Here is a 20,508-nt window from a genome sequence, read left to right as displayed (position 1 = left end):
GGACGGGTGGACATGCGCTGTGCTCGCACGGGGGCTCCTCGGGCAGGGGTCAGGACCGGGTGAGTGAACCGAGTGCGAGCGGCTCGGGCAACTGCATTTCGTCGCGTGAGGTGAACATCAGCGCGGATTCCGCTGCCGGGGATCGCGCTGGTGTTCATGTCACGGGGGTGATCCCTCAGTTAGCTGAGCAGCGCGTGCAGGACCGGGTTGTCCACCACCGCGCCCAGGGCCCACGCCGCGTCCCGCGCCGCCGCGTCGCCCAGCCGCCACCGGTGCACCGCCGCACGCGCCGCGAGCTCAGCCATGCCGCACCGCCCGGCCAGGGCCGCGAGCTCGGCCACCCATTCCGCGGCGTGCGGCAGGCGGTGCGCCACGCCGACCGTCGCCAGCGCGTCGAGGACGTACGCGTGCACCCAGACGTAGGCGTCCGGGAGCCGGACGGCGCGCCGCCGGGCGTCGAGCAGCGTGGTGACGGCGGCGTCGACGTCGCCTCGTGCGGCGTGCACGAGGCCGAGTCCGCGGGCCGCCAGCCCCTCCCAGCACGGGTCGCCGATCTGGCAGCCCAGGGCGAAAGCGTGCTCGAAGCGGGCCGCGGCCCCGTCGACGTCGCCCTGCTGCAGGTCGGCCTCCGCGCGGAGGGCCTGCGGCCAGGGTAGGAACGACATCCAGCCCGCCGCCGAAGCCCGGGAGATCGACTCGTCCAGCACCTCTGCCGCGTCGGGCTCGCCGCGCAGCAGCTGCACCCGGCCCACCATCGACAGGACGTAGGCACGGCGGCGCTCGTCCTGCGCGACGTCGAACGCCTCGCGGAGAGCCGCCAGCGCCGGCCCGTACCGGCCGACGTCGCTGAGCGCGCTGCCCCGCACGGTCAGGGCGGCGGCCTGCTGGGCCGGGTCGGTGGTCACCTCGGCCGCTCGCGCGAGCGACACCTCCACGCGGTCGTAGCGGCCCCGGAGGAACTCGACGTACGCGAGTTCGCCCAGCGCGTGCGCCACTGTGTGCGGCTCGGCGCCGGGACCGGCCAGCGCGCGGTGCAGCGAGGTCACGCCCTCCTCGTCCGACCCGCGGGCCGCGTGCACGAGCGCCGAGCCGAGCGCCGCGGCGCTGCGGGCGCCGAGGTCGCCGGCACCGAGCGCGCCCGCGTCGGCGACGGCCCGGCGCAGGCACTGCAGGCCCGCCTCCAGTGCCCCTGCGCCGACCGCGGCCTCCCCGGCGTCGATCAGCGCCCGCACCGCGGCACGGCCGCCGGCCGCACGGGCCGTCGGCGTGGCGGTCGACGAGGTCAACGCGGCGTCCAGGGCGGGCCCGGGCTCCACGCCGAGGTCGGTGCGAAACAGGTCGCGGCACGCCGCGGCCTGGCGGGCGGCGTCCACACCGCGACCGCCAACGGCGAGCGAGCGGACCAGCAGCACCTGGGAGTTCTCGTCGTAGGGGTCGAGGGCGACGAGCCGGGCGGCGAGGTCGGCGCTGCCGTCGGCGTCGCCGCGGGCGAGGCGGGCGAGCGCCGCGTCGTGCAGCAGCGACGCGGCCGCGCAGCGGGCGTGCCGCCGCTGCGCCTCCAGCCAGATCTCGAACGACGGGCAGCCCGGGAACGTCATCGACTCGAGCAGGTCGTGGTCGAGGTCGGCGAACGACGCGACCTCCGCCGGGTCCGCCGTCCGGATCGCCGGCACGTCGACGACCGGGGCCTGCTCCCACGTGATCCGCAGCGGATCAGCTCCGACGGTGGCGGTCTCGCCCAGCAGCCGGCGCAGCATCGACAGCGCCCATCGCAGGGCCGCGAGCGGATCGTCCGCGGCCGGGAACAGCAGCCCGGCCACGTGACGCGCGGGTGGGCGGGGCGTCGCGGAGCAGGAGGTAGGCGAGCAGGCCCCACACCTTGTGGCCACGCGGGTCCCGCCGCGCAACCCCGTCACAGACGACGCGCGGAGGGCCGAGGAGGTGGATCTCCACGTCCATCGATCCCTCCGCGCGTCCCGTCAGCCCTCGGCGGTCGTCGGGTCGACGACCGCAGCCACCGCCGCCACGCTGTCGGCCGGGAACCCGCCCCGGCGCGCGTGCTCGCGGACCGACTCGGCGTCGTCCGCCACGTAGATGCAGTACATCTTGTCCTGCGTCGCGTAGCTCTGGACCCACTGGACCTGCGGGGCCAGCTCGGCCAGCACCGCGTTGGACTTCTGCGCGACCGCGCGCAGGTCCTCCGCGCTCGCGTCGCCCAGCCCGGGGATCTCCCGCTCGATCACGTACTTCGGCATCGTCGCCTCCTCCCATCGTGTCCTGTGGTTCAACGCCGCAGCGGAGCAAGGCGGTGAACCACAGGTGGAGTAACGGCGGGGTCCGGACGACCCCGATGCGGCGAGCTTCGGCGGCGGGCGTGTGACGGCGCGGTTGACGCCGCGGGTCAGTCCTCGATGTGCAGGCGGTAGTCGCCTGCGGCGTCGTCCCAGCCCATCTCGAGCAGGCCCTGCGCCCGGGCGGCGCGGACGAACGAGAGGAAGCTGCCGAAGCCGAACCGCTTCTCGCTGAAGTCCGGCTGACGCTTCCGGAGCTGGTTCTTCAGGCCGCTGAGCTGCGGCGACCCGAGGTCGGCGACGACGTCGGCCAGCAGGCGGAAGGCGTCGTCCACCGGGGAGGCCGCCGACGGGAACGTCACCTGCGGGTCGCCCTGCGCGCTTCCGTCGGCCAGCTCGACGACCCGCTGACCGGCGAGGTGCCGCAGCAGCTCGGTGAAGCTGCGGAAGCCGTGGGCCGCCTCGTCGAAGGTCGGGTCCTTGCGGAGGATCGCCCGCTTGAGCCGCGAGGCGAGCACCGGGCCGTCGGTGTGGCGCTGCAGGCCGGCGAGGGTCCGGGCGACCAGCGGGCCGACGTCGGCGTCGCCGTCTGCGGTGGGTGCCGCCGGCTCGGGCACGGCCTCGGGGGCGGTGGGCTCCGGGGTAGGCGCCGGGGTGGGCGTCGTGGTGCGGCGCGCCGGCCGGGCCCGCTCGCGGACGGGCTCCACGCCCGGCAGCCGGTCGTAGAACAGGAACTCGTCGCACGCGGGCGGCAGCAGCGCGGACGTCGACGACTGCACGCCGATCCCGATGACCCGCTTGTCCAGCTCCCGCAGCTTGTGGACGAGCGGGGTGAAGTCGGAGTCACCCGTGCCGATGGCGAAGGTGGTGATGAACCCGCGCTCGTAGGCGAGCTCGATCGCGTCGACGGCCATCTTGATGTCGGCGGCGTTCTTGCGTGAACCGCCGAGCTTCTGCGGGATCTCGATCAGCTCGACCTGCGCGCGGGCGAGCAGGCGGCGGTCTTCGTCGAAGTACGACCAGTCGGCGTAGGCGCGGCGGGACACGACCCGGCCGCGCTCGGCGAGGGCGTCGGCGACCGGCCCGAAGTCGAACGGCGACACACCAAGCCCGTCGCGGGCGCCGATGGCCAGGTTCTCGTAGTCGAGGAACAGCGCGATGCGCTCGTCGTCGTTGTTCACCGTGACGTTCCGACTGACCTCATGGGGCCAGCGTAGGGGCCGGGACGAGCCGCGCTACCGGCCCCCGCAGGGCGTGGCGTAGGGCAGGTCGCCGACGAGGCTGCGCCACTCGTCGGGGGTCAGTGGCGCTCCGGTCCGCGCGCAGAGCGCCTCCGCCGCGCGCTGCGGGTCGATCGTCCACAGGTGCACGCGCCGGTCGGCGCCGCCCGCGGCGAGGGTGTTCCCGTCCGGGCTGAAGGCGACCGTGAACAGTGGGTCCGTCGAGGCGGCGATGCCGATCGGGTCGCGCGGCGCGGTCGGTGTGGAGACGTCCCACAGCCACGCGGTGCCACCGGTGCTCGCCGCTGCGAGCTGCGTGCCGTCCGGACTGAAGACCACGGTGTAGACGTAGTTGGTCGGGCCGGTCATCGGCGCACCGAGCGGTACGGGTCGGTCGAGCCGGCGCACGTCCCACAGGCGCACCGTCTTGTCGGCGCTGCCGATCGCCAGCGTGTGCCCGTCCGGGCTGAAGGCCGGCGAGTAGGCGTAGCTGGTCGGGCCGTCGAGAACTGCGGTCGGGACGTCGTCGGGCCTGGTCAGGTCCCAGAGATAACCCTTCCGGTCGGCGCTCGCCCCGGCGACGACGCGGCCGTCCGGGCTGAAGGTCGCGGCGAAGACGTAGTTGGTCGGGCCGGTGAGCATGCGCAGCGGTCGCGGTGTCCGGGGCTGGGAGATGTCCCAGAGCCGGACCGTGCCGTCGTCGGACGACACCGCGAGGGTGCGGCCGTCCGGGCTCGTCGTCAGCTGCTCCACCACGCCCGTCGACCCGGTGAGGGGCGGTTCGACCGGGACCGGCCGGTCGGGCGCGCTCACGTCCCAGAGCCGGACGCTGCCGTCGGAGCGGCCGACCGCCACCGTCCGACCGTCGGGGCTCAGGGTGGCCGAGCCGGAGAACGTGGCCTCGCCCGGCGGGTTCGTCACCGATCCGAGCAGGGCGGCGGACGCGTCGTCGAGCCGCCAGAGCGAGACGGTGCCGTCCTTGCTGCCGGGACCGACGGCAAGCACGCGGCCGTCCGCGCTCCAGTCGAGCGCGAAGACGGAGTCGGCGAAGCCGGACAGGCCCGGACCCGGCACCGGCCAGACGCGCGCCACGCCGTCCGCCTCTCCTGCGACGAGCGTGCGGTCGTCGAGAAACGTCGCGGCGGTGACGGGGCTGGGATGCGGCAGCTCCGCGACCAGGCGTCGGGACGCCAGGTCGACCACCCGGAGGGTGTTGTCCGAGCTGCCGAACGCGATGCTCCGTCCGTCCGGGCTGAAGGCGACGGAGTTGACCCAGGTCGTCGGGCCGGCCAGCGGCTCACCGATCAGTGGCAGCGTGGGATCGGCGACGTTCCACAGGTGCACGGCGCGGTCCGCGCCTCCTGCGGCGAGGGTGCGACCGTCCGGGCTGAACGCGACCGCGTGGATCTTGGCGGTGGCGCCGATCAGCACCTCCCGGCGGGCCGGATCGGCAAGGTCCCACAGGTAGGCGCCGGTGTCGGCGCTTCCGGCGGCGAGCTGCCGCCCGTCCGGGCTGACGGCCACGGCCTGGACGTCGCCACCCGGCCCGGTGAAGACGGCGCCGGGGACGGGGTGCGCGGGGTCGCTGACGTCCCACGAGCGCACCGTGCGGTCGGCGCCGCCGGCCACCAGGGTCCGGCCGTCGGGGGTGAACGCGATCCCGAAGATCGTCCCTTGCGCGCCGGTGACCGGTGGCCCGACGGCCGTCGGGTGCGCCGGATCGGCGAGGTCGATCAGATGCACGGCCGTCCCGGCACCGGCGGCGAGCAGCCGACCGTCCGGGCTCAGCGCCACGGTGAGCACCGTGCCGTCGGCCACGGGTGGGGTGTCGGCGAGCCGTTGCCAGGCGCCGGAGTCCGACCGGTTCCACACCTGGGCCGTCGGGTCGCTCCCCGCCGCGGTCACGACCAACCCGCGCCGGGCGTCGACCGCGACGGACTGGGTGGTACCCGACGGCCCGGGCAGCCGGGCCGGCGTCGGTGCGCCGGTGGCGCCGATCAGCTGCGCGCGGGCCTCGGGGGTCGGGGAGATCCGGTACGCCGCCACGGCGAGCTGCGCGGCCAGCGACGGATCCCTGCCGCGCAGCATGTCCGCCCGCACCGCGACCTGCCGCGACACGGCGACGTCCCGCTCGCGGGCCATGTCGCCGCGTTGCTTCAGGGCGTAGGCACCGGATCCGGCGGCAATCAGCAACGCGACCGCCAGCACCGCCAGCAGCCGCCGGAGCCGGCGGGTGCGCCGCCGCTCGGCCTGCCGCTCGGCGGCCTGCCTGGCGGTCGCGGCGGCGAGGAAGGCGCGTTCGAGCTCGTTGAGCTTGCCGGCGCGTTCGGCGGTCGCTTCCTGCGCAGCGGCGAGCCGGCCGCCGCGCAGGAGCAGGTCCGGATCCCGGTCGGCGTCCCGCCACGCGCGGGCCGCTTCGCCGAGACGACGGTGGACGGCCAGTCCTCCGCGGTCGGTGTCGATCCAGCCGCGCAGCCGTGGCCAGGCGGTCAGCAGGGCCTCGTGGGTGATCCCGACCGTGTGCCGGTCGACCGTGAGCAACCGGCGGGCGACGAAGAGGTCGAGGACCTCGGTGACCTCGGCACCGCCGGGCAACTCCGCCCGCTCCACATGACGGCGGGTGTCGGCCGTGTCCGGCGCGACGTGCACGAGCCGCAGGAAGATGTGCCGGACGAGCTCCTGCCGGTCGTCCGGCAGCTGCGTGAACACCTCCTCCGCGGACTGCGCCACGCCGCCCGCGATCCCCCCGACCGCGTGGTAGTCCGCCACGGTCATCCGCACGCCCTGCCCACGCCGCCAGGTGGCCAGCAGCGCGTGCGACAGGAGCGGGAGGAGTGCGGCCGACGCCGCACCGGCGCCGGTCCGGTGCAGGTCGGCGAGGAGCACCTCGACCAGGCCGTCCTCCACCGTCACCTCGGCCTTGCGCGCCGGTTCGACGATCGCCGCCCTCAGCTCGTCGTCGCTCATCGGGCCGACGACGACCTGGCCCTCCTGCACGGCCCGGGCGAGCGGCGCATGGCCCAGCGCACGACCGTAGAAGTCGGCGCGCAGGGCGAGCACCACCGGCGCGTCGAGCGCACAGAGCACCCGGATGAACGCCGCGCGCTCCGCCTCGTCGACGGCCGGGCCGAACACCTCCTCGAACTGGTCGACGACGAGCAGGAGGTCGGCGTCGACACCGAGGACGGCCGGATCGAGAGGTTCCGCCGCCAGCGCGGCGCGCAGCTCGACCGGGTCGGCTCCGCGGGCGGCGGCGAGGTGCGTCGCGAGTGTCGTGAGCGGGCGCTCGCCGGGGGTGAGCAGCACGGGCCGGGTCTGCATCGCGGGGATCAGCCCGGCGCGCAGGACGGACGACTTGCCCGCCCCCGAGGCGCCGACCACCACCAGCGGCCCTCGCCCGCCGCGCTCGGTGAGCGCCGCGACGATCGCCGCGGCGAGCTCCGCGCGGCCGAAGAACCACGGGGCGTCCTGCGGCTGGAAGCTCTCCAGACCGCGGTAGGGAGGCTCGACCGTCCGGGACCGACGCCGCCCGGGAACCTTCCGCACGCGGCCGAGGGCGTCGTGCCACTGCCGGACGGCCTCGGGATCGTCGATTCCGCAGGCCCGGAGGATCGCCTCGAGGCTCTCGGCCGGCGGGCTGTGGCGACCGGAGAAGTAGCCGCCGAGCGTGCTCGCGACGATTCCGGTGGCCGCCTGCACCCGGCGCACGGTGAGTCCGGCGTGTTCGCGGGCCAGCGTGAGCTCGCGGGCGAACTCGCGCCCGTCGGCGATCCGGGCCGGGTCGGGCGTGAGCCGTTCCGGTGCGTCGGTCTCCTCCGCCATCGCCACCCCCTGGTGACCGCCCATCACGACCGGGTGACCCCGCCGATGACCGCGCACCGTACGGGCAGGCGCTGTACGGGCTTTGTACGGGGTTGTGCCCGGGTGCCGTACCGGGGTGACAACGCACCGTCACCGCCTGTTGACTTGCGTCACCCGTCACGGACGGTCGCGGTCGCCGTCGGCGCTGGAGGGGAGCGCCGGCGGTCATCGTGACAGCGACGCCTCGTCGTTCAGCGGCGACGGCGCAGCAGGTACGTGTCCATGATCCAGCCCTTGCGGGCACGGGCCTCCGTGCGGCAACTCTGGATCTCGTCCTCGACCTCGTGCAGGTCGCCGGACACCAGGATCTCGTCCGGCGTGCCGAGGTAGGCGCCCCAGTAGATGTCGAGATCCGTGTCGGCCAGCCCGGCGAAAGCCGTGCGGCCGTCGAGCATGACGACGACGTCGTCGACGTCGCGCGGCATGCCCCCGTCCGCGAGCCGGCGGCCGGTGGTGATCAGGATCGGGGTGCCGACCCGGTTGAGGATCAGTCCGTGTGCGGCGGCCAGCGCGGCGACGCTGCTGATGCCGGGGATCGAGACGATCTCGAGCTTCTGGCCCTGCTCGGCGATCCCGTGCAGGAGGTTGAGCGTGCCGTCGTACAGCGACGGGTCGCCCCAGACGAGGAAGCCGCCGGTGCCGCCGTCGGCCAGCTCGTGCTCGATCATCTCCGCGTAGAGCGCCGCCCGGCGCGCCTGCCACTCGGTCGCGGTGGCGACGTACGCGGCCGGGTCGCGGTCGCGCGGGACCTCCGGCGCGGTCACGACCCGGTGCGGGCTGGTGACGTGACGGGCCAGGAGGTCGGCGCGCAGGCCCGCGAGGTCGGCCGTCGCTCCCCCGTTCACCGCGCCCTTGTCGATCGTGAAGAACACGTCGACGCGGTTCATCGCGGCGACGGCCTGCAGGGTCAGGTGCTCCGGATTCCCCGCACCGATCCCGATGACGTAGACCGTGCGGGTCACTCCGCCTCCAGATCCCCTTCGGTCTCGAGGTAGGTCTGCCGCAGGGCGTCGAGGGTCGAGGGCTCGGGTGCCTCCCACAGCCCGCGGTCGACGGCCTCCAGCAGCCGCTCGGCCATGCCGTGCAGCGCCCACGGGTTGGACTCGGCGAGGAACTCCCGGTTGACGGGGTCGAGCACGTAGCTCTCGGTGAGCTTCTCGTACTGCCAGTCGGCGATCACGCCGGTGGTGGCGTCCCAGCCGAACAGGTAGTCGACGGTGGCGGCCATCTCGAACGCGCCCTTGTAGCCGTGCCGGCGCATGGCCTGCATCCAGCGCGGGTTGACCACCCGGGCGCGGAACACACGCGAGGTCTCCTCGTGCAGGGTGCGGGTGCGGACCGACGACGGGGTCGTCGAGTCGCCGACGTAGGCGGCCGGCGCGCTGCCGGTCAACGCACGGACGGTCGCGATCATGCCGCCGTGGTACTGGTAGTAGTCGTCGGAGTCGGCGATGTCGTGCTCGCGGGTGTCGGTGTTCTTCGCGGCCACGGTGATGCGCCGGTAGGCGGCCTCCATCGCGCCGCGGGCGGGGACGCCGTCGATGCCGCGGCCGTAGGCGTAGCCGCCCCACGTGGAGTAGACCTCGGCGAGGTCGGCGTCGTCGCGCCAGCTGCGGGAGTCGACGAGCTGCAGGAGACCGGCCCCGTAGGTGCCGGGCTTGGAGCCGAAGATCCGCATCGGTCGGTCGGCGCCGTCGGCGTGGGCGCGCACGAAGTTGCGCTCGTCCGGCTCGTCGAGGGCGGCGACCATCTGCACCGCGTCGTCGAGCAGGGCCAGGACGTGCGGGAACGCGTCGCGGAAGAAGCCGGAGATGCGCACGGTGACGTCGATGCGCGGCCGGTCCAACTCGTCGAGGTCGATCACCTCGAGCCGGGCGACCCGGCGCGACATCTCGTCCCAGACCGGCCGGACGCCGAGCAGCGCGAAGACCTCGGCGATGTCGTCGCCGCTCGTCCGCATGGCGGACGTGCCCCACACGCTGAGGCCGACGCTCTTCGGGTACGCGCCGTCGTGGTCGCGCCGGTAGCGCCCGACCAGCGACTCCGCCATCGCCTGCCCGGTCTCCCACGCGAGGCGCGACGGGACGGCCTTGGGGTCGACGGAGTAGAAGTTGCGGCCGGTCGGGAGCACGTTGACCAGCCCGCGCAGGGGCGAGCCCGACGGTCCGGCCGGGATGAACCCGCCGTCGAGGGCGTGCAGGACGCGCGGGATCTCGTCGACGGTCGCGTCGAGCCGCGGCACGACCTCCTCGGCCGCGAACCGCAGCACCCGCTCGACCTGCTCGAGGTCCGCCGTCGGCTCGATGCCGGCTGGCGGAACGTGCGACTCGCCCTGTCGAAGTGACGGACTCGCGGGGGTTTCCGCGCGAGTCGGCACGTTCGTCAGCGCGAGTGCGCGGTTCTGGCACACGTCGGCGACGACCGTCGGGGCGGCGTCCGGGTTCCACCCGGCGGCCTCCATGGCCGCGACAAGGGCGTGCGCGAGCGCCTCGATCTCGTCCACGTGGGCCTTGGGGGCCTCGTCGGGCAGGCCCAGGGCTTCGCGCAGGCCGGGCAGGCTCTGCTCGCCGCCCCACATCTGGCGGGCGCGCAGCATGGCGAGCACGAGGTCCACGCGCTGGTCGCCGGCCGGCGCGGCCCCGAGCACGTGCAGGCCGTCGCGGATCTGGACGTCCTTGATCTCGCAGAGCCAGCCGTCGACGTGCAGCAGGAAGTCGTCGAAACCCTCCTCCTCCGGCCGTTCCTTCAGCCCGAGGTCGTGGTCCAGCTTCGCGGCCTGCATCAGCGTCCAGATCTGCTGGCGGATCGCCGGGAGCTTGGCCGGGTCGAGCGCGGAGATGTTGGCGTGCTCGTCGAGGAGCTGCTCGAGCCGCGAGATGTCGCCGTAGGTCTCGGCGCGGGCCATCGGCGGGATGAGGTGGTCGACGAGGGTGGCGTGCGCGCGGCGCTTGGCCTGGGTCCCCTCCCCCGGGTCGTTGACCAGGAACGGATAGACCAGCGGCAGGTCACCGAGCGCCGCGTCCGTACCGCACGACGCGCTCATGCCCAGCGTCTTGCCCGGCAGCCACTCGAGGTTGCCGTGCTTGCCCATGTGCACGATCGCGTCGGCGCCGAAGCCGCCCTCGTCCTGCGGCGCGGCCAGCCAGCGGTACGCGCCGAGGTAGTGGTGCGAGGGCGGGAGGTCCGGGTCGTGGTAGATCGCGACCGGGTTCTCGCCGAAGCCGCGCGGCGGCTGCACGATCAGCACGACGTTGCCGCTGCGGATGGCGGCGACGACGATGTCGCCGGTCTTCCCAGAAGAGAAATCGACGTAGAGCTCGCCCGGCGCGGGGCCCCAGTGCGACTCGACGCCCTTGCGGAAGTCGTCGGGCAACGTGTCGAACCAGCGGGCGTACGTCGCGGTCGAGATCCGGATCGGGTTCCCGGCCAGCTTCTCCTCGGTGAGCCAGTCGGGGTCCTGCCCGCCGGCCTCGATCAGCGCGTGGATCAGCGCGTCGCCGTCCTGCTCGGCGACGCCCGGAAGCTCGCCCACGTCGTAACCGGCCTTGGCCATCGCCGTGATCAGGGCGACGGCACTGGCAGGTGTGTCGAGCCCGACGGCGTTGCCGATCCGCGCGTGCTTGGTCGGGTACGCCGACAGCATCAGCACGATCCGCTTGTCCGCGTTCGGGATGTGCCGCAGCCGGGCGTGCCGCAGGGCGATCCCCGCGACGCGGGCGGCGCGCTCCGGGTCGGCGACGTAGATGGACAGCCCGTCGGCGTCGAACTCCTTGAACGAGAACGGCACCGTGATCAGCCGGCCGTCGAACTCCGGCACGGCGACCTGCGTGGCGACGTCGAGCGGCGACAGTCCGTCGTCGCTGTCCGCCCAGGTCGCGCGACTGCTGGTGACGCAGAGCCCCTGGAGGATCGGGACGTCCAGAGCGGCCAGCTCCGCGACGTCCCACGCCTCGTCGTCGCCGCCCGCCGACGCGCTGGCCGGCTTCGTGCCTCCCGCCGCCAACACGGTGACGACCATCGCGTCCGCGGCGCGCAGGGTCTGCAGCAGCGCGGGCTCGGCCTGGCGCAGCGACGCGCAGAACACCGGCAACGCCTGCCCGCCCGCGTCTTCGATCGCGGCGCACAGCGTCTCGACGTAGGCGGTGTTCCCGGCGAGCTGCTGGGCGCGGTAGTAGAGGACGGCGACGGTGGCGCCGTCCGTGGCCTTGCCGTCGCGCTCCAGGACGCCCCAGCTCGGCAGCTCGACCGGCGGCGCGAACCCCTCGCCGGTGAGCAGCACGGTGTCGGACAGGAAGGCGTGCAGCTGCGCGAGGTTCTCCGGCCCGCCCTGCGCGAGGTAGGTGTGGGCCTGGGCCGCGACCCCGGCCGGCACGGTCGACAGCTCAATCATCTCGGCGTCCGGCGCCTGCTCGCCGCCGAGCGCGACGACCGGCTTGCCGGAGGCGAGGACCGTGTCGATCCCGTCCTCCCAGTACCGGCGCCCGCCGAGGACGCGGACGACGACGATCTCCGCATCCGCGAGCATGGCCGGCAGGTCGTCGACGCGGTTCGGGTTGGCGGGGCGCCAAGCGGCGCCGCAGGCGCGGGCGGAGAGCAGGTCGGTGTCCGAGGTGGACAGGAGCAGGATCACCGGGACGGCTCCCGGAACGGCGCGCGAAGCATGGCGGACCTTCCTCGGGATCCGCGTCCCGGGTCACGGCGGCGGGCGGGGCAGTGTCCGGCTCCTGCGAAAGCAGCGCAGTGACGGTGGCGGGACCGCGCCGGACTCGCACCGGCTTCCTGGTCCCCGCTCGCGATGTGGACTTGTCGGTAGGTACGTCTTTCCGGCCAACTGTCGCACGTGTCCCGGCGATCGCGTCAAGCGTGGCCGGAAGCGCCACAGTCCCGGTCGCGATGTGATCGCCCGCTCGCAGGAGCGCACTCTCGCATCGGTCGTGCCTAGAGTGACCCGGTGCCCGCCGCCGTCCGATCCCGCGCCGACGCCTGTCCGGGGGTCTTCGCCCCGCACGACGCCGCCGACGGGGCGCTCGCCCGGATACGCCTGCCCGGCGGTGTGATCGACGCGAAGGCCCTGCGCGTGCTCGCGGGCTGCGCCGAGGAGCTGGGCGACGGGCGGGTGCACCTGACGTCGCGCGGAAACCTGCAGTTGCGGGGGCTGTCGCGGTCACCCGCGCTCGCCGCGCGCCTGACCGACGCAGGGTTGCTGCCGTCGGCGACGCACGAGCGTGTGCGCAACGTGCTGGCGTCGCCGCTGTCGGGGATCGCCGGGGGCCTGGCCGACGTGCGGGGGCTCGCCGCGACGCTGGACCGCGGCTTGTGCGCCCGTCCGGAGCTGGCGGAGCTGCCCGGCCGGTTCCTGTTCGCACTCGACGACGGCCGGGGCGACGTCGCCGCGGAGGACCCGGACCTGTGCTGGCGCGCGCCCGGTGCGCTGCTGGTCGCGGGGATGGATACGGGGCTGGTCGTGACGGCCGCGGACGCCGTGGCGGTGCTGCTCGACGCGGCGGAGGCGTTCCTGGCGCTGCGGGCGGCGGACGGGGGCACGGCATGGCGGGCCGCGGAGCTGGCGGAGGGGCCGGCGCGGATCGCCGCAGCGCTGGTATACGCGCACGGCGCCGGGCTCCGCCCGTCGCAGCATGGTGGCTTTGCTGCGGTCGGAGTGCAGCAAAGCCACCATGCTGCACTCACAGACACCCCGGCGGCGGCGGCGCGGCCCGGGCCGGTGCCGCGCGCCGACGGCGGCACCGCGCTCGTCGTCGCGCCGCTGCTCGGGGAGCTGACCGCGGACCAGCTCCGCCTCCTCGCCGATACCGGGCCCACAGCGGTCGTCACGCCCTGGCGCACCCTCGTGCTGCCCGCCTCCCGCCTCGCCGCCACGGAGCTCGCCGCCGCCGGACTGGTCGTCGCACCGGGGCCGGCCGCCGACGTGAGTGCCTGCGCCGGCCGGCCGGGCTGCGCGAAAGCGCTCGCCGACGTCCGCGCCGACGCCCTGGCTGCGATCGGGCGGCTGCCCGCCGGCCGCGTGCACGTCTCCGGCTGCGCGCGCCGGTGCGGGGCGCCGCGGGGTCGGCATGTCGACGCCGTCGCGCTCGTCGACGGCGGGTACCTGATCGATGGGATAGCTCGGGCGGAGCTCGGATGATCCACCAGTACGTCCGCGACGGCGACGAGATCTACCGCCGCTCGTTCGCCACGATCCGCGCCGAGGCCGACCTCTCCCGACTGCCGCCGGACGTCGCGCAGGTCGCGGTCCGCATGATCCACGCCTGCGGCCAGGTCGACCTGGTCGACGACCTCGGCTACTCCCCCGGCGTCGTCGCGGCGGGCCGCGCGGCGTTGCGCGATGGCGCCCCGATCCTCTGCGACGCCGAGATGGTCGCCTCCGGCATCACCCGCGCCCGCCTGCCCGCCGGCAACGACGTCGTCTGCACGCTTCGGGACCCGCGCGTCCCCGCCCTCGCGGCGGAGCGGGGCACGACCCGCAGCGCCGCCGCCCTGGAGCTGTGGCGCGACCGGCTCGACGGCGCCGTCGTCGCGATCGGGAACGCCCCGACGGCCCTGTTCCACCTGCTCGGCATGATCGACGCCGGCGCGCCGCGGCCGGCCGCGGTGATCGGGATCCCGGTCGGGTTCATCGGGGCCGCGGAGTCGAAGGACGCGCTGGCGGCGACCGACCTGGAGCACCTCGTCGTCCGCGGACGCCGCGGCGGATCCGCGATCACGGCGGCGGCCGTGAACGCCCTTGCGACCCAGAAGGAGATCCTGTGAGCACCGGGCGTCTCTACGGCGTCGGCGTCGGCCCCGGCGACCCGGAACTCACGACGATCAAGGCCGCCCGGCTGATCCGCGCCGCCGACGTGATCGCCTACCACTCCGCCCGCCACGGCCGGTCCATCGCCCGCCGCATCGCCGAGCCGCACCTGCGCGGCGACCAGATCGAAGAGGCGCTGGTCTACCCGGTCACGACCGAGACCGTCGACCACCCCGGCGGCTACCAGGGCGCGATCGACGAGTTCTACGCCGCCGCGGCGGAGCGGCTGGCCGCCCACCTCGACGCCGGCCGCGACGTCGTCGTGCTCGCCGAGGGCGACCCGCTCTTCTACGGCTCCTACATGCACATGCACAAACGCCTCGCACACCGCTACCCCACCGAGGTCGTCCCCGGCGTCACGTCGATCAGCGCCGCGTCGGCCGCGCTCGGGCAGCCGCTGGTCGAGCGCGACGAGGTGCTCACCGTCCTCCCCGGCACCCTGCCCCGCACCGAGCTCGCGCGGCGGCTCGCCGACACGGACTCCGCGGCCGTCCTCAAGCTCGGCCGGACCTTCGACAACGTCCGCGGGGCGGTGGCCGACGCCGGTCGGACCGGGTTCTACGTCGAGCGCGCGACGATGGACGGCCAGCGCACCGCCGCGCTCGCCGACGTCGACCCCGACTCCGTGCCCTACTTCGCGATCGCCCTGCTCCCCGGCGCCGTCGCCGCGTCGCTGCCCGAACCTCCGCCTCGCGTGGACCGGCCGGGCGAGGTCGTCGTCGTGGGCACCGGGCCCGCCGGACGCGACTGGCTCACCCCGCAGGTCGCGGCCGTGCTCGGTGCTGCCGACGACCTCGTCGGCTACGGCCCGTACCTGGACCGCGTGCCGCCGAACCCGCGCCAGACCCGGCACGCCAGCGACAACCGCGTCGAGGCCGACCGCGCCGCGCACGCGCTCGACCTCGCCGCGGCCGGGCGATGCGTGGCGGTGGTGTCGGGCGGCGACCCAGGCGTGTTCGCGATGGCGGCAGCGGTGCTGGAGGTCGCCGCGCAGCAGAAGTACGTCGACATCCCTGTGCGCGTGCTTCCTGGCGTGACGGCATCGAGCGCGGTCGCCGCCGCGGTGGGCGCCCCTCTGGGCCACGACCACGCCGTGATCTCGCTGTCCGATCGGCTCAAGCCGTGGGAGGTCGTCGCCGAGCGGCTCGCGGCCGCAGCTGGCGCCGACCTGGCGATCGCGATCTACAACCCGCGCTCGAAGGCGCGTCCGTGGCAGATGGCCGCCGCCCGCGACCTGCTGCTGGAGCACCGCAGCCCGGAGACGCCGGTCGTGCTGGGCCGTGACGTCGGCGGCTCGGGTGAGCGGGTGACGGTGACGACGCTGGCGCAGCTCGACCCGGAGCAGGTCGACATGCGCACCCTGGTGATCGTCGGAGCGTCGACGACGCGCACCGTGCGCCGCGGCGACCGGGACGTGGTGTTCACCCCGCGGCACTACCACCGCTGACGCCCGTAGGGGGTGTGCAGGGCTCCCCGGGCGACCACAGTCCCCCGTAGCGGACGATCACCAGCCACCCACGCCCGTAGCGGGCGATCACCCAGCCCTGAGCCGGGCCACGGCGGCCTCGACCGTGTCGACGGCCTCCACCCCGGCCGGCAGCGGAGGCCGGCGCACCACCAGCACGGTGACGCCCTCCTCGCGGGCCGCGGCGAGCTTCGCCGACGTCAGCGGGCCACCGCTGTCCTTCGTCACCAGCACGTCGACGCCGTGCTCGCGCATGAGCGACCGCTCGCCGTCGACCGTGAACGGCCCGCGGCTCAGGAGCACGTGCACCCGGCGCGGCATCGGCCCGGTCGGCGGGTCCACGCACCGGACCAGGAACTCCAGATCCAGGTCCACGAACGCCGCCAGGCTCGTGCGGCCGGTGGTGAGGAACACGCGCTTCCCCCACGACGGCAGCAGCGTCGCGGCGGCGGCCGTCGACTCGGCCCACACCCACCCGGGCTCGGGCGGCCAGCCCGGACGGCGGAGCACGACGAGCGGGACGCCGGCCGTCGCGGACGCCGAAACGGCGTGTGCGGTCATCGTCGACGCGAAGGGGTGCGTGGCGTCGACGACCGCGGCGACGCCGTGCTCGCGCAGCCAGGCCGCGAGGCCCTCCACCCCGCCGAAGCCGCCGATCCGCACCTCACCCACGGGCAGTGCGGGGCCGCGCACCCGCCCGGCCAACGACGACACCACGTGGACACCGGCGTCGACGAGGGCCGCCGCGAGCGCCCGGGCCTCGGCGGTGCCCCCGAGGATCAGGACCGGGCCGGGCAACCCGCTCAGCTCCGGCATCGCGCGTCCGAGTACAGGTGGCTGTCCGGGAAGTGCTCGGCGGCGAGCGCCGGGCCGACGATGACGACCGCGGCCATCCGGATGCCGGCCTCGTGGACCGCCGCGGGGATCGAGTCGAGGCGGCCGCGCAGCACGACCTCGTGCGGGTGGGAGACGTGGCCGACCACCGCGGCCGGGCAGTCGGGCCCGTAGACGCCCTTGAGCTGCGCGACCACCTCGTCGATCCGGTGCACCGACAGGTGCAGCACCAACGTGCCGCCGGATCGGCCGAGCTCGGCCAGGCCTTCGCCCTCCGGCATGGGCGTGGCCAGGGCGGATATTCTTGTCAATGTGACAGTCTGGGCCACAGTCGGGACCGTCAGCTCCCGGCCCAGCGCCGCAGCGGCCGCAGCGTAGGCCGGCACGCCGGGGCACAGGTCGTACGGCACGCCGAGCGCGTCCAGCCGCCGCATCTGCTCGGCGAGCGCGGAGAACACCGACAGGTCGCCCGACGCGAGCCGGGCCACGTCGAGCCCCTGGCGATGCGCCGCGGCCATCTCGTCGACGATCTCGGCGAGGGTCATGTTCGCGGTGTCGATCGTCCGCGCGCCCTCGGGGCACAGGTCCAGCATCTCCGGCCGCACGTACGTGCCCGCGTACAGGCAGACCGGCGACGCCGCGATCAGGTCCCTCGCCCGCAGCGTGAGCAGGTCGACGGCGCCCGGGCCGGCGCCGATGAAGTGCACGGTCATGTGTCGCCCTTCGTGGTGCTCCAGATCGTGACCGGCATCGCGGGCCGCCAGCCGGTGAACCCGCCCAGCGGTGCGGCGCGGGCCACCTCAAGACGCGTGAGCTCACCGCCGTGGCGGGCGCGACCTGCGACGAGCACGGCCTCGGCCTCCAGCGTGACGGCGTTCGCCACCAGCCGTCCGCCCGGTCGCAGCGCCGTCCAACAGGCGTCGAGCACGCCGGGGTTCGTGACGCCGCCCCCGATGAAGACGACGTCCGGCGTCGGCAGCCCCGCCAGCGCCTCCGGGGCCCGACCGCGCACGACCTGCAGCGACGGAACGCCCAGCGTATGGGCGTTCGTCACGATCCGGCCGGCCCGCGCGTCGTCGCTCTCGACGGCGACCGCCCGGCACGCGCGATGGGCCCGCAGCCACTCGATCCCGATCGACCCGTTGCCCGCCCCGACGTCCCACAGCAGCTCCCCGGCCCGGGGCGCGAGGAGGGCGAGCGTGACGGCGCGGATCTCCCGCTTGGTGAGCTGCCCGTCGTGGTCGTAGGCGTCGTCGGGCAGGCCCGGCACCTCGGCGCGGACCGGCACATCACGGTCCGCGACGCAGGGGACGGCGACGACGTTCAGCGGGTCGCCCGGCGGGTGCGCCCAGCTGCCCGCCGCGCCGTGCACGGCGCCCTCGTCCGGCCCGCCGAGCCGGGCGAGCACGGTCAGCTCCGACCCGCCGTACCCCGCGTCGACGAGCAGCGCGGCGAGGGCGGCGGGCGTCGTCGCGTCTTCACTGAGCACGAGCAGCCGCACGCCGGGCGCGAGGACGCGCCGCACTCGGGCGAGCGGCCGGGCGACCGCGCTGACGATCTCGACCCCGTCGACCGCCCATCCCATCCGGGCGCACGCCAGCGACACCGACGAGGGGTGCGGCACCACGTGCAACCGGTCGGGCCCGAGCATGCGGGCGAGCGTCGCACCGATGCCGTGGAACATCGGGTCGCCGCTGGCGAGGACGCAGACCCGCCGGTCGGCGAGCTCTGCGAAGAGCCCAGGCAGGGCGGGCAGCATCGGCGACGGCCAGGGGCGGGCGTCGGCCTTGGTCTGGCCGGCGACGAGCTCCAGCTGCCGCGGGCCGCCCAGCACGACCTCGGCGGCGCGCACGGCCGCACGGCCCGGCTCGGCGAGCCCGGCCCAGCCGTCGGCCCCGATGCCCACGACGGTCACGGTCTGCACGGGCCCATCGTTTCCCACCGCACCGATGATCCGCACGGTTACCTAGCCCACGGTGCAGCATCCGCCGTGTCTACCTGCGCAGTCGTCCGGCCAGTTCGGTCTCGTCCGCGACGAACCACGTCTGCCCGCCCCGGTTCGCCTCCCGCACGAAGTCGCGCAGGGCAGTGCTCTCTGCGACGAACCCGCTGACGTCGCCGACGACGGCGAGCCGGACCCGGTAGTTCACGAACTTCTGCACGACGGCCCCCGCGACGCCGCTGGTCAGTGCGAAGAACTCCGGCGCGATCCTGGCAACGGGCACCGCCACGAGGTCGGCCTGACCGAAGGTCGCGCCGATGAGGTCGAGAGCGGCCTGCTCGCCGTCGAGCACCGGTCCGTCGTCGGTGCACCACAGCACGGGCACGCCGCCGACCGGAACGACCACGTCGCCGTCACCGGCAGCCCCCGTGCTCGCCGTCTCCTGCTCCTGCGTCATCTCCGCTCCCTTCGCGAACGCCGGTCCGTCCGCAGAGCTTTCCGGCGATCGCGACAGGTCGCCAACGAAATTCCGATGGTTTTGTCGGTGGTGTCCGGTCTGATGGGAGTGACCACCACCGCGACCCGAGGAGGAGCCGTGCCGGAGCCGACGGTGCCCGCGAGCCCGACCGGCCCCGCCGTGCCCGGTCCGACCCTGCCCGACGAGGCCCTGCCGGAGAACCGGACGGAGCCGCCGGTCCCGGGCGGCGACCGGCGACGGGTGTTCCACCACGTACTGGTCAACACGCTCGTGGCGTCCGTCGTCAACTTCACGGTCTGGTTCGCCGCCACGTTCTGGGTGTTCCTGGAGACCCGCTCGGTGTTCGCCACCGGCGTGATCTCGGGGATCTACCTCGTGTTCACCACCGCGTCCGGCGTCTGGTTCGGCGGGCTGGTCGACCGGTACCCCAAGCGCGCGGTGATGCTGGGCTCGAGCACGGGATCGTTGCTCTGCTACGTCGCCGCGCTGGCGGTGTACCTGCTGACGGAGCCGGCGAGCTTCACCGACCCGGCGAGCCCGGCGCTCTGGACGCTGGTGCTGCTGCTGATGAGCGGCGTGATCATCGGCAACCTGCGGGCGATCACGCTGTCGACGCTGGTGACGATGCTCGTGCCGCCCGAGGGCCGCGACCGCGCGAACGGCCTCGTCGGCACCACGAACGGCACGTCGTTCCTCGTGACGTCGGTGATCAGCGGACTGCTCGTCGGGCTGTCGGGAATGCTGCACGCACTGCTGGTCGCGGTGGTCGCCACGGCGCTCGTGATCGGGCACCTGGCCGTGGTCCGCATCCCGGACGACCGCCCCGCCGCGCCCGACGACGGCTCGGGGTCGAACCGGCTGGACCTGCGCGGAACGATCGCGATCGTCGCCGCCATCCCCGGCCTGTTCGGCCTCATCGCCTTCTCCACGATCAACAACTTCCTCGGCGGGGTGTTCATGGCCCTGCTCGACGCCTATGGGCTCTCGCTCGTCTCCGTCGAGGTCTGGGGGCTGCTGTTCGGCGTGCTGAGCTCGGGGTTCATCGTCGGTGGCCTGATCGTCGCGCGGCGCGGGCTCGGCGCGAACCCGCTCCGCACGCTGCTGGTCGTCAACGTCGTGATGTGGGCCGTCTCGAGTGTGTTCACGCTGCAGTCGTGGATCGTGCTGCTGGGCGTCGGCATGTTCATCTGGCTCTGTCTCGTGCCGTTCGCCGAGGCCGCGGAGCAGACCGTCCTGCAGAAGGTGGTGCCCTTCGAGCGCCAGGGGCGGGTGTTCGGCTTCGCGCAGAGCGTCGAACTGGCGGCGGCGCCGCTCACCGCGTTCCTGATCAGCCCGATCGCGCAGTTCGTGGCCATCCCGTTCATGACCACCGGAGCGGGCGTCGACCTCATCGGCGGCTGGTTCGGGACCGGTCCCGAGCGGGGCCTCGCGCTGGTCTTCACCGTCACGGGCGTCATCGGCCTGGTGGTCACCCTCCTCGCGTTCCGCACGCCCTACTACCGGCGGCTCTCGCAGCGCTACCTGACGGACCGGCCCGTGGCCGCTTGACCGCTGTCCCCCGATCCGGCGGTCTACGCACGCGGCCGGGTGGTCCCGAGCCGCGGCG

14 protein-coding genes are annotated in these 20,508 nt (G+C 74.4%); 4 read left to right on the top strand and 10 right to left on the bottom strand.

The window, feature by feature from the left end:
* Positions 1-179 precede the first annotated feature (179 nt).
* From RM445_RS05195 to cobN, 6 genes are all read right to left on the bottom strand, one after another.
* Positions 180-1,820, bottom strand: a complete 1,641-nt coding sequence (locus RM445_RS05195) for an AfsR/SARP family transcriptional regulator (protein ID WP_311554853.1) — start codon at positions 1,818-1,820, stop codon at positions 180-182.
* 159 nt (positions 1,821-1,979) lie between these two features.
* Complete coding sequence (locus RM445_RS05190) at positions 1,980-2,255, bottom strand: DUF4242 domain-containing protein (RefSeq protein WP_311554852.1); 276 nt, start codon at positions 2,253-2,255, stop codon at positions 1,980-1,982.
* Positions 2,256-2,401: 146 nt separating this feature from the next.
* On the bottom strand, positions 2,402-3,472 hold the full coding sequence (locus tag RM445_RS05185) for an NYN domain-containing protein (RefSeq protein ID WP_311554851.1): 1,071 nt from the start codon (positions 3,470-3,472) through the stop codon (positions 2,402-2,404).
* Between the two features lie 54 nt (positions 3,473-3,526).
* The gene (locus RM445_RS05180; RefSeq protein WP_311554849.1) at positions 3,527-7,357 is read right to left on the bottom strand and encodes an nSTAND1 domain-containing NTPase; all 3,831 of its coding nucleotides are present in this window, start codon (positions 7,355-7,357) and stop codon (positions 3,527-3,529) included.
* Positions 7,358-7,563: 206 nt separating this feature from the next.
* Complete coding sequence (gene cobF / locus RM445_RS05175; RefSeq protein WP_311554848.1) at positions 7,564-8,334, bottom strand: precorrin-6A synthase (deacetylating); 771 nt, start codon at positions 8,332-8,334, stop codon at positions 7,564-7,566.
* Complete coding sequence (cobN, locus tag RM445_RS05170; protein ID WP_311554847.1) at positions 8,331-12,002, bottom strand: cobaltochelatase subunit CobN; 3,672 nt, start codon at positions 12,000-12,002, stop codon at positions 8,331-8,333. Before cobN ends, cobF begins: the two co-directional genes overlap by 4 nt.
* Before the next feature lie 321 nt (positions 12,003-12,323).
* On the opposite strand from cobN, the gene RM445_RS05165 reads away from it, so the two are divergent.
* Genes RM445_RS05165 through RM445_RS05155 form a run of 3 tightly spaced genes read left to right on the top strand, consistent with a single transcriptional unit; the run spans position 12,324 to position 15,630 of the window.
* Positions 12,324-13,514: a precorrin-3B synthase gene (locus RM445_RS05165; protein ID WP_311554846.1), complete on the top strand. Its 1,191-nt coding sequence runs from the start codon at positions 12,324-12,326 to the stop codon at positions 13,512-13,514.
* A complete protein-coding gene (locus RM445_RS05160; RefSeq protein WP_397469228.1) occupies positions 13,511-14,140 on the top strand; it encodes a precorrin-8X methylmutase in 630 nt (209 codons plus the stop codon). Before RM445_RS05165 ends, RM445_RS05160 begins: the two co-directional genes overlap by 4 nt.
* The gene (locus tag RM445_RS05155; protein ID WP_311554845.1) at positions 14,137-15,630 is read left to right on the top strand and encodes a precorrin-2 C(20)-methyltransferase; all 1,494 of its coding nucleotides are present in this window, start codon (positions 14,137-14,139) and stop codon (positions 15,628-15,630) included. Before RM445_RS05160 ends, RM445_RS05155 begins: the two co-directional genes overlap by 4 nt.
* Before the next feature lie 87 nt (positions 15,631-15,717).
* On the opposite strand, the gene RM445_RS05150 is transcribed toward RM445_RS05155, so the two are convergent.
* The 4 genes from RM445_RS05150 to RM445_RS05135 form a co-directional block, all read right to left on the bottom strand.
* On the bottom strand, positions 15,718-16,464 hold the full coding sequence (locus RM445_RS05150) for a cobalt-precorrin-6A reductase (RefSeq protein WP_311554844.1): 747 nt from the start codon (positions 16,462-16,464) through the stop codon (positions 15,718-15,720).
* Positions 16,452-17,195, bottom strand: coding sequence for a precorrin-4 C(11)-methyltransferase (cobM, locus tag RM445_RS05145; protein ID WP_311554843.1), 744 nt, complete (start codon positions 17,193-17,195; stop codon positions 16,452-16,454). Before cobM ends, RM445_RS05150 begins: the two co-directional genes overlap by 13 nt.
* Positions 17,192-18,406, bottom strand: a complete 1,215-nt coding sequence (gene cbiE / locus RM445_RS05140; RefSeq protein WP_311554841.1) for a precorrin-6y C5,15-methyltransferase (decarboxylating) subunit CbiE — start codon at positions 18,404-18,406, stop codon at positions 17,192-17,194. Before cbiE ends, cobM begins: the two co-directional genes overlap by 4 nt.
* A 70-nt stretch (positions 18,407-18,476) precedes the next feature.
* Positions 18,477-18,881, bottom strand: a complete 405-nt coding sequence (locus RM445_RS05135; RefSeq protein WP_311554840.1) for a DUF4180 domain-containing protein — start codon at positions 18,879-18,881, stop codon at positions 18,477-18,479.
* Between the two features lie 138 nt (positions 18,882-19,019).
* Between RM445_RS05135 and RM445_RS05130 the strand changes: the two genes are divergently transcribed.
* Positions 19,020-20,450 (top strand): MFS transporter, encoded by a 1,431-nt coding sequence (locus RM445_RS05130; RefSeq protein WP_311554839.1) that lies wholly within the window; start codon positions 19,020-19,022, stop codon positions 20,448-20,450.
* The last annotated feature ends 58 nt before the right edge of the window (positions 20,451-20,508 follow it).

It is taken from the genome of Pseudonocardia charpentierae (genome assembly GCF_031845345.1).
Classification (GTDB): Bacteria; Actinomycetota; Actinomycetes; order Mycobacteriales; family Pseudonocardiaceae; genus Pseudonocardia; species Pseudonocardia charpentierae.
This window is presented reverse-complemented; position numbering and strand designations above follow the sequence as displayed.

Bases quoted from the DNA above. Each gene is read 5' to 3' on its own strand.
- RM445_RS05190 (WP_311554852.1), bottom strand. From the start codon at position 2,255: ATGCCGAAGTACGTGATCGAGCGGGAGATCCCCGGGCTGGGCGACGCG.
- RM445_RS05180 (WP_311554849.1), bottom strand. From the start codon at position 7,357: ATGGGCGGTCACCAGGGGGTGGCGATGGCGGAGGAGACCGACGCACCG.
- RM445_RS05160 (WP_397469228.1), top strand. From the start codon at position 13,511: ATGATCCACCAGTACGTCCGCGACGGCGACGAGATCTACCGCCGCTCG.
- RM445_RS05150 (WP_311554844.1), bottom strand. From the start codon at position 16,464: ATGCCGGAGCTGAGCGGGTTGCCCGGCCCGGTCCTGATCCTCGGGGGC.
- cobM (WP_311554843.1), bottom strand. From the start codon at position 17,195: ATGACCGTGCACTTCATCGGCGCCGGCCCGGGCGCCGTCGACCTGCTC.
- RM445_RS05135 (WP_311554840.1), bottom strand. From the start codon at position 18,881: ATGACGCAGGAGCAGGAGACGGCGAGCACGGGGGCTGCCGGTGACGGC.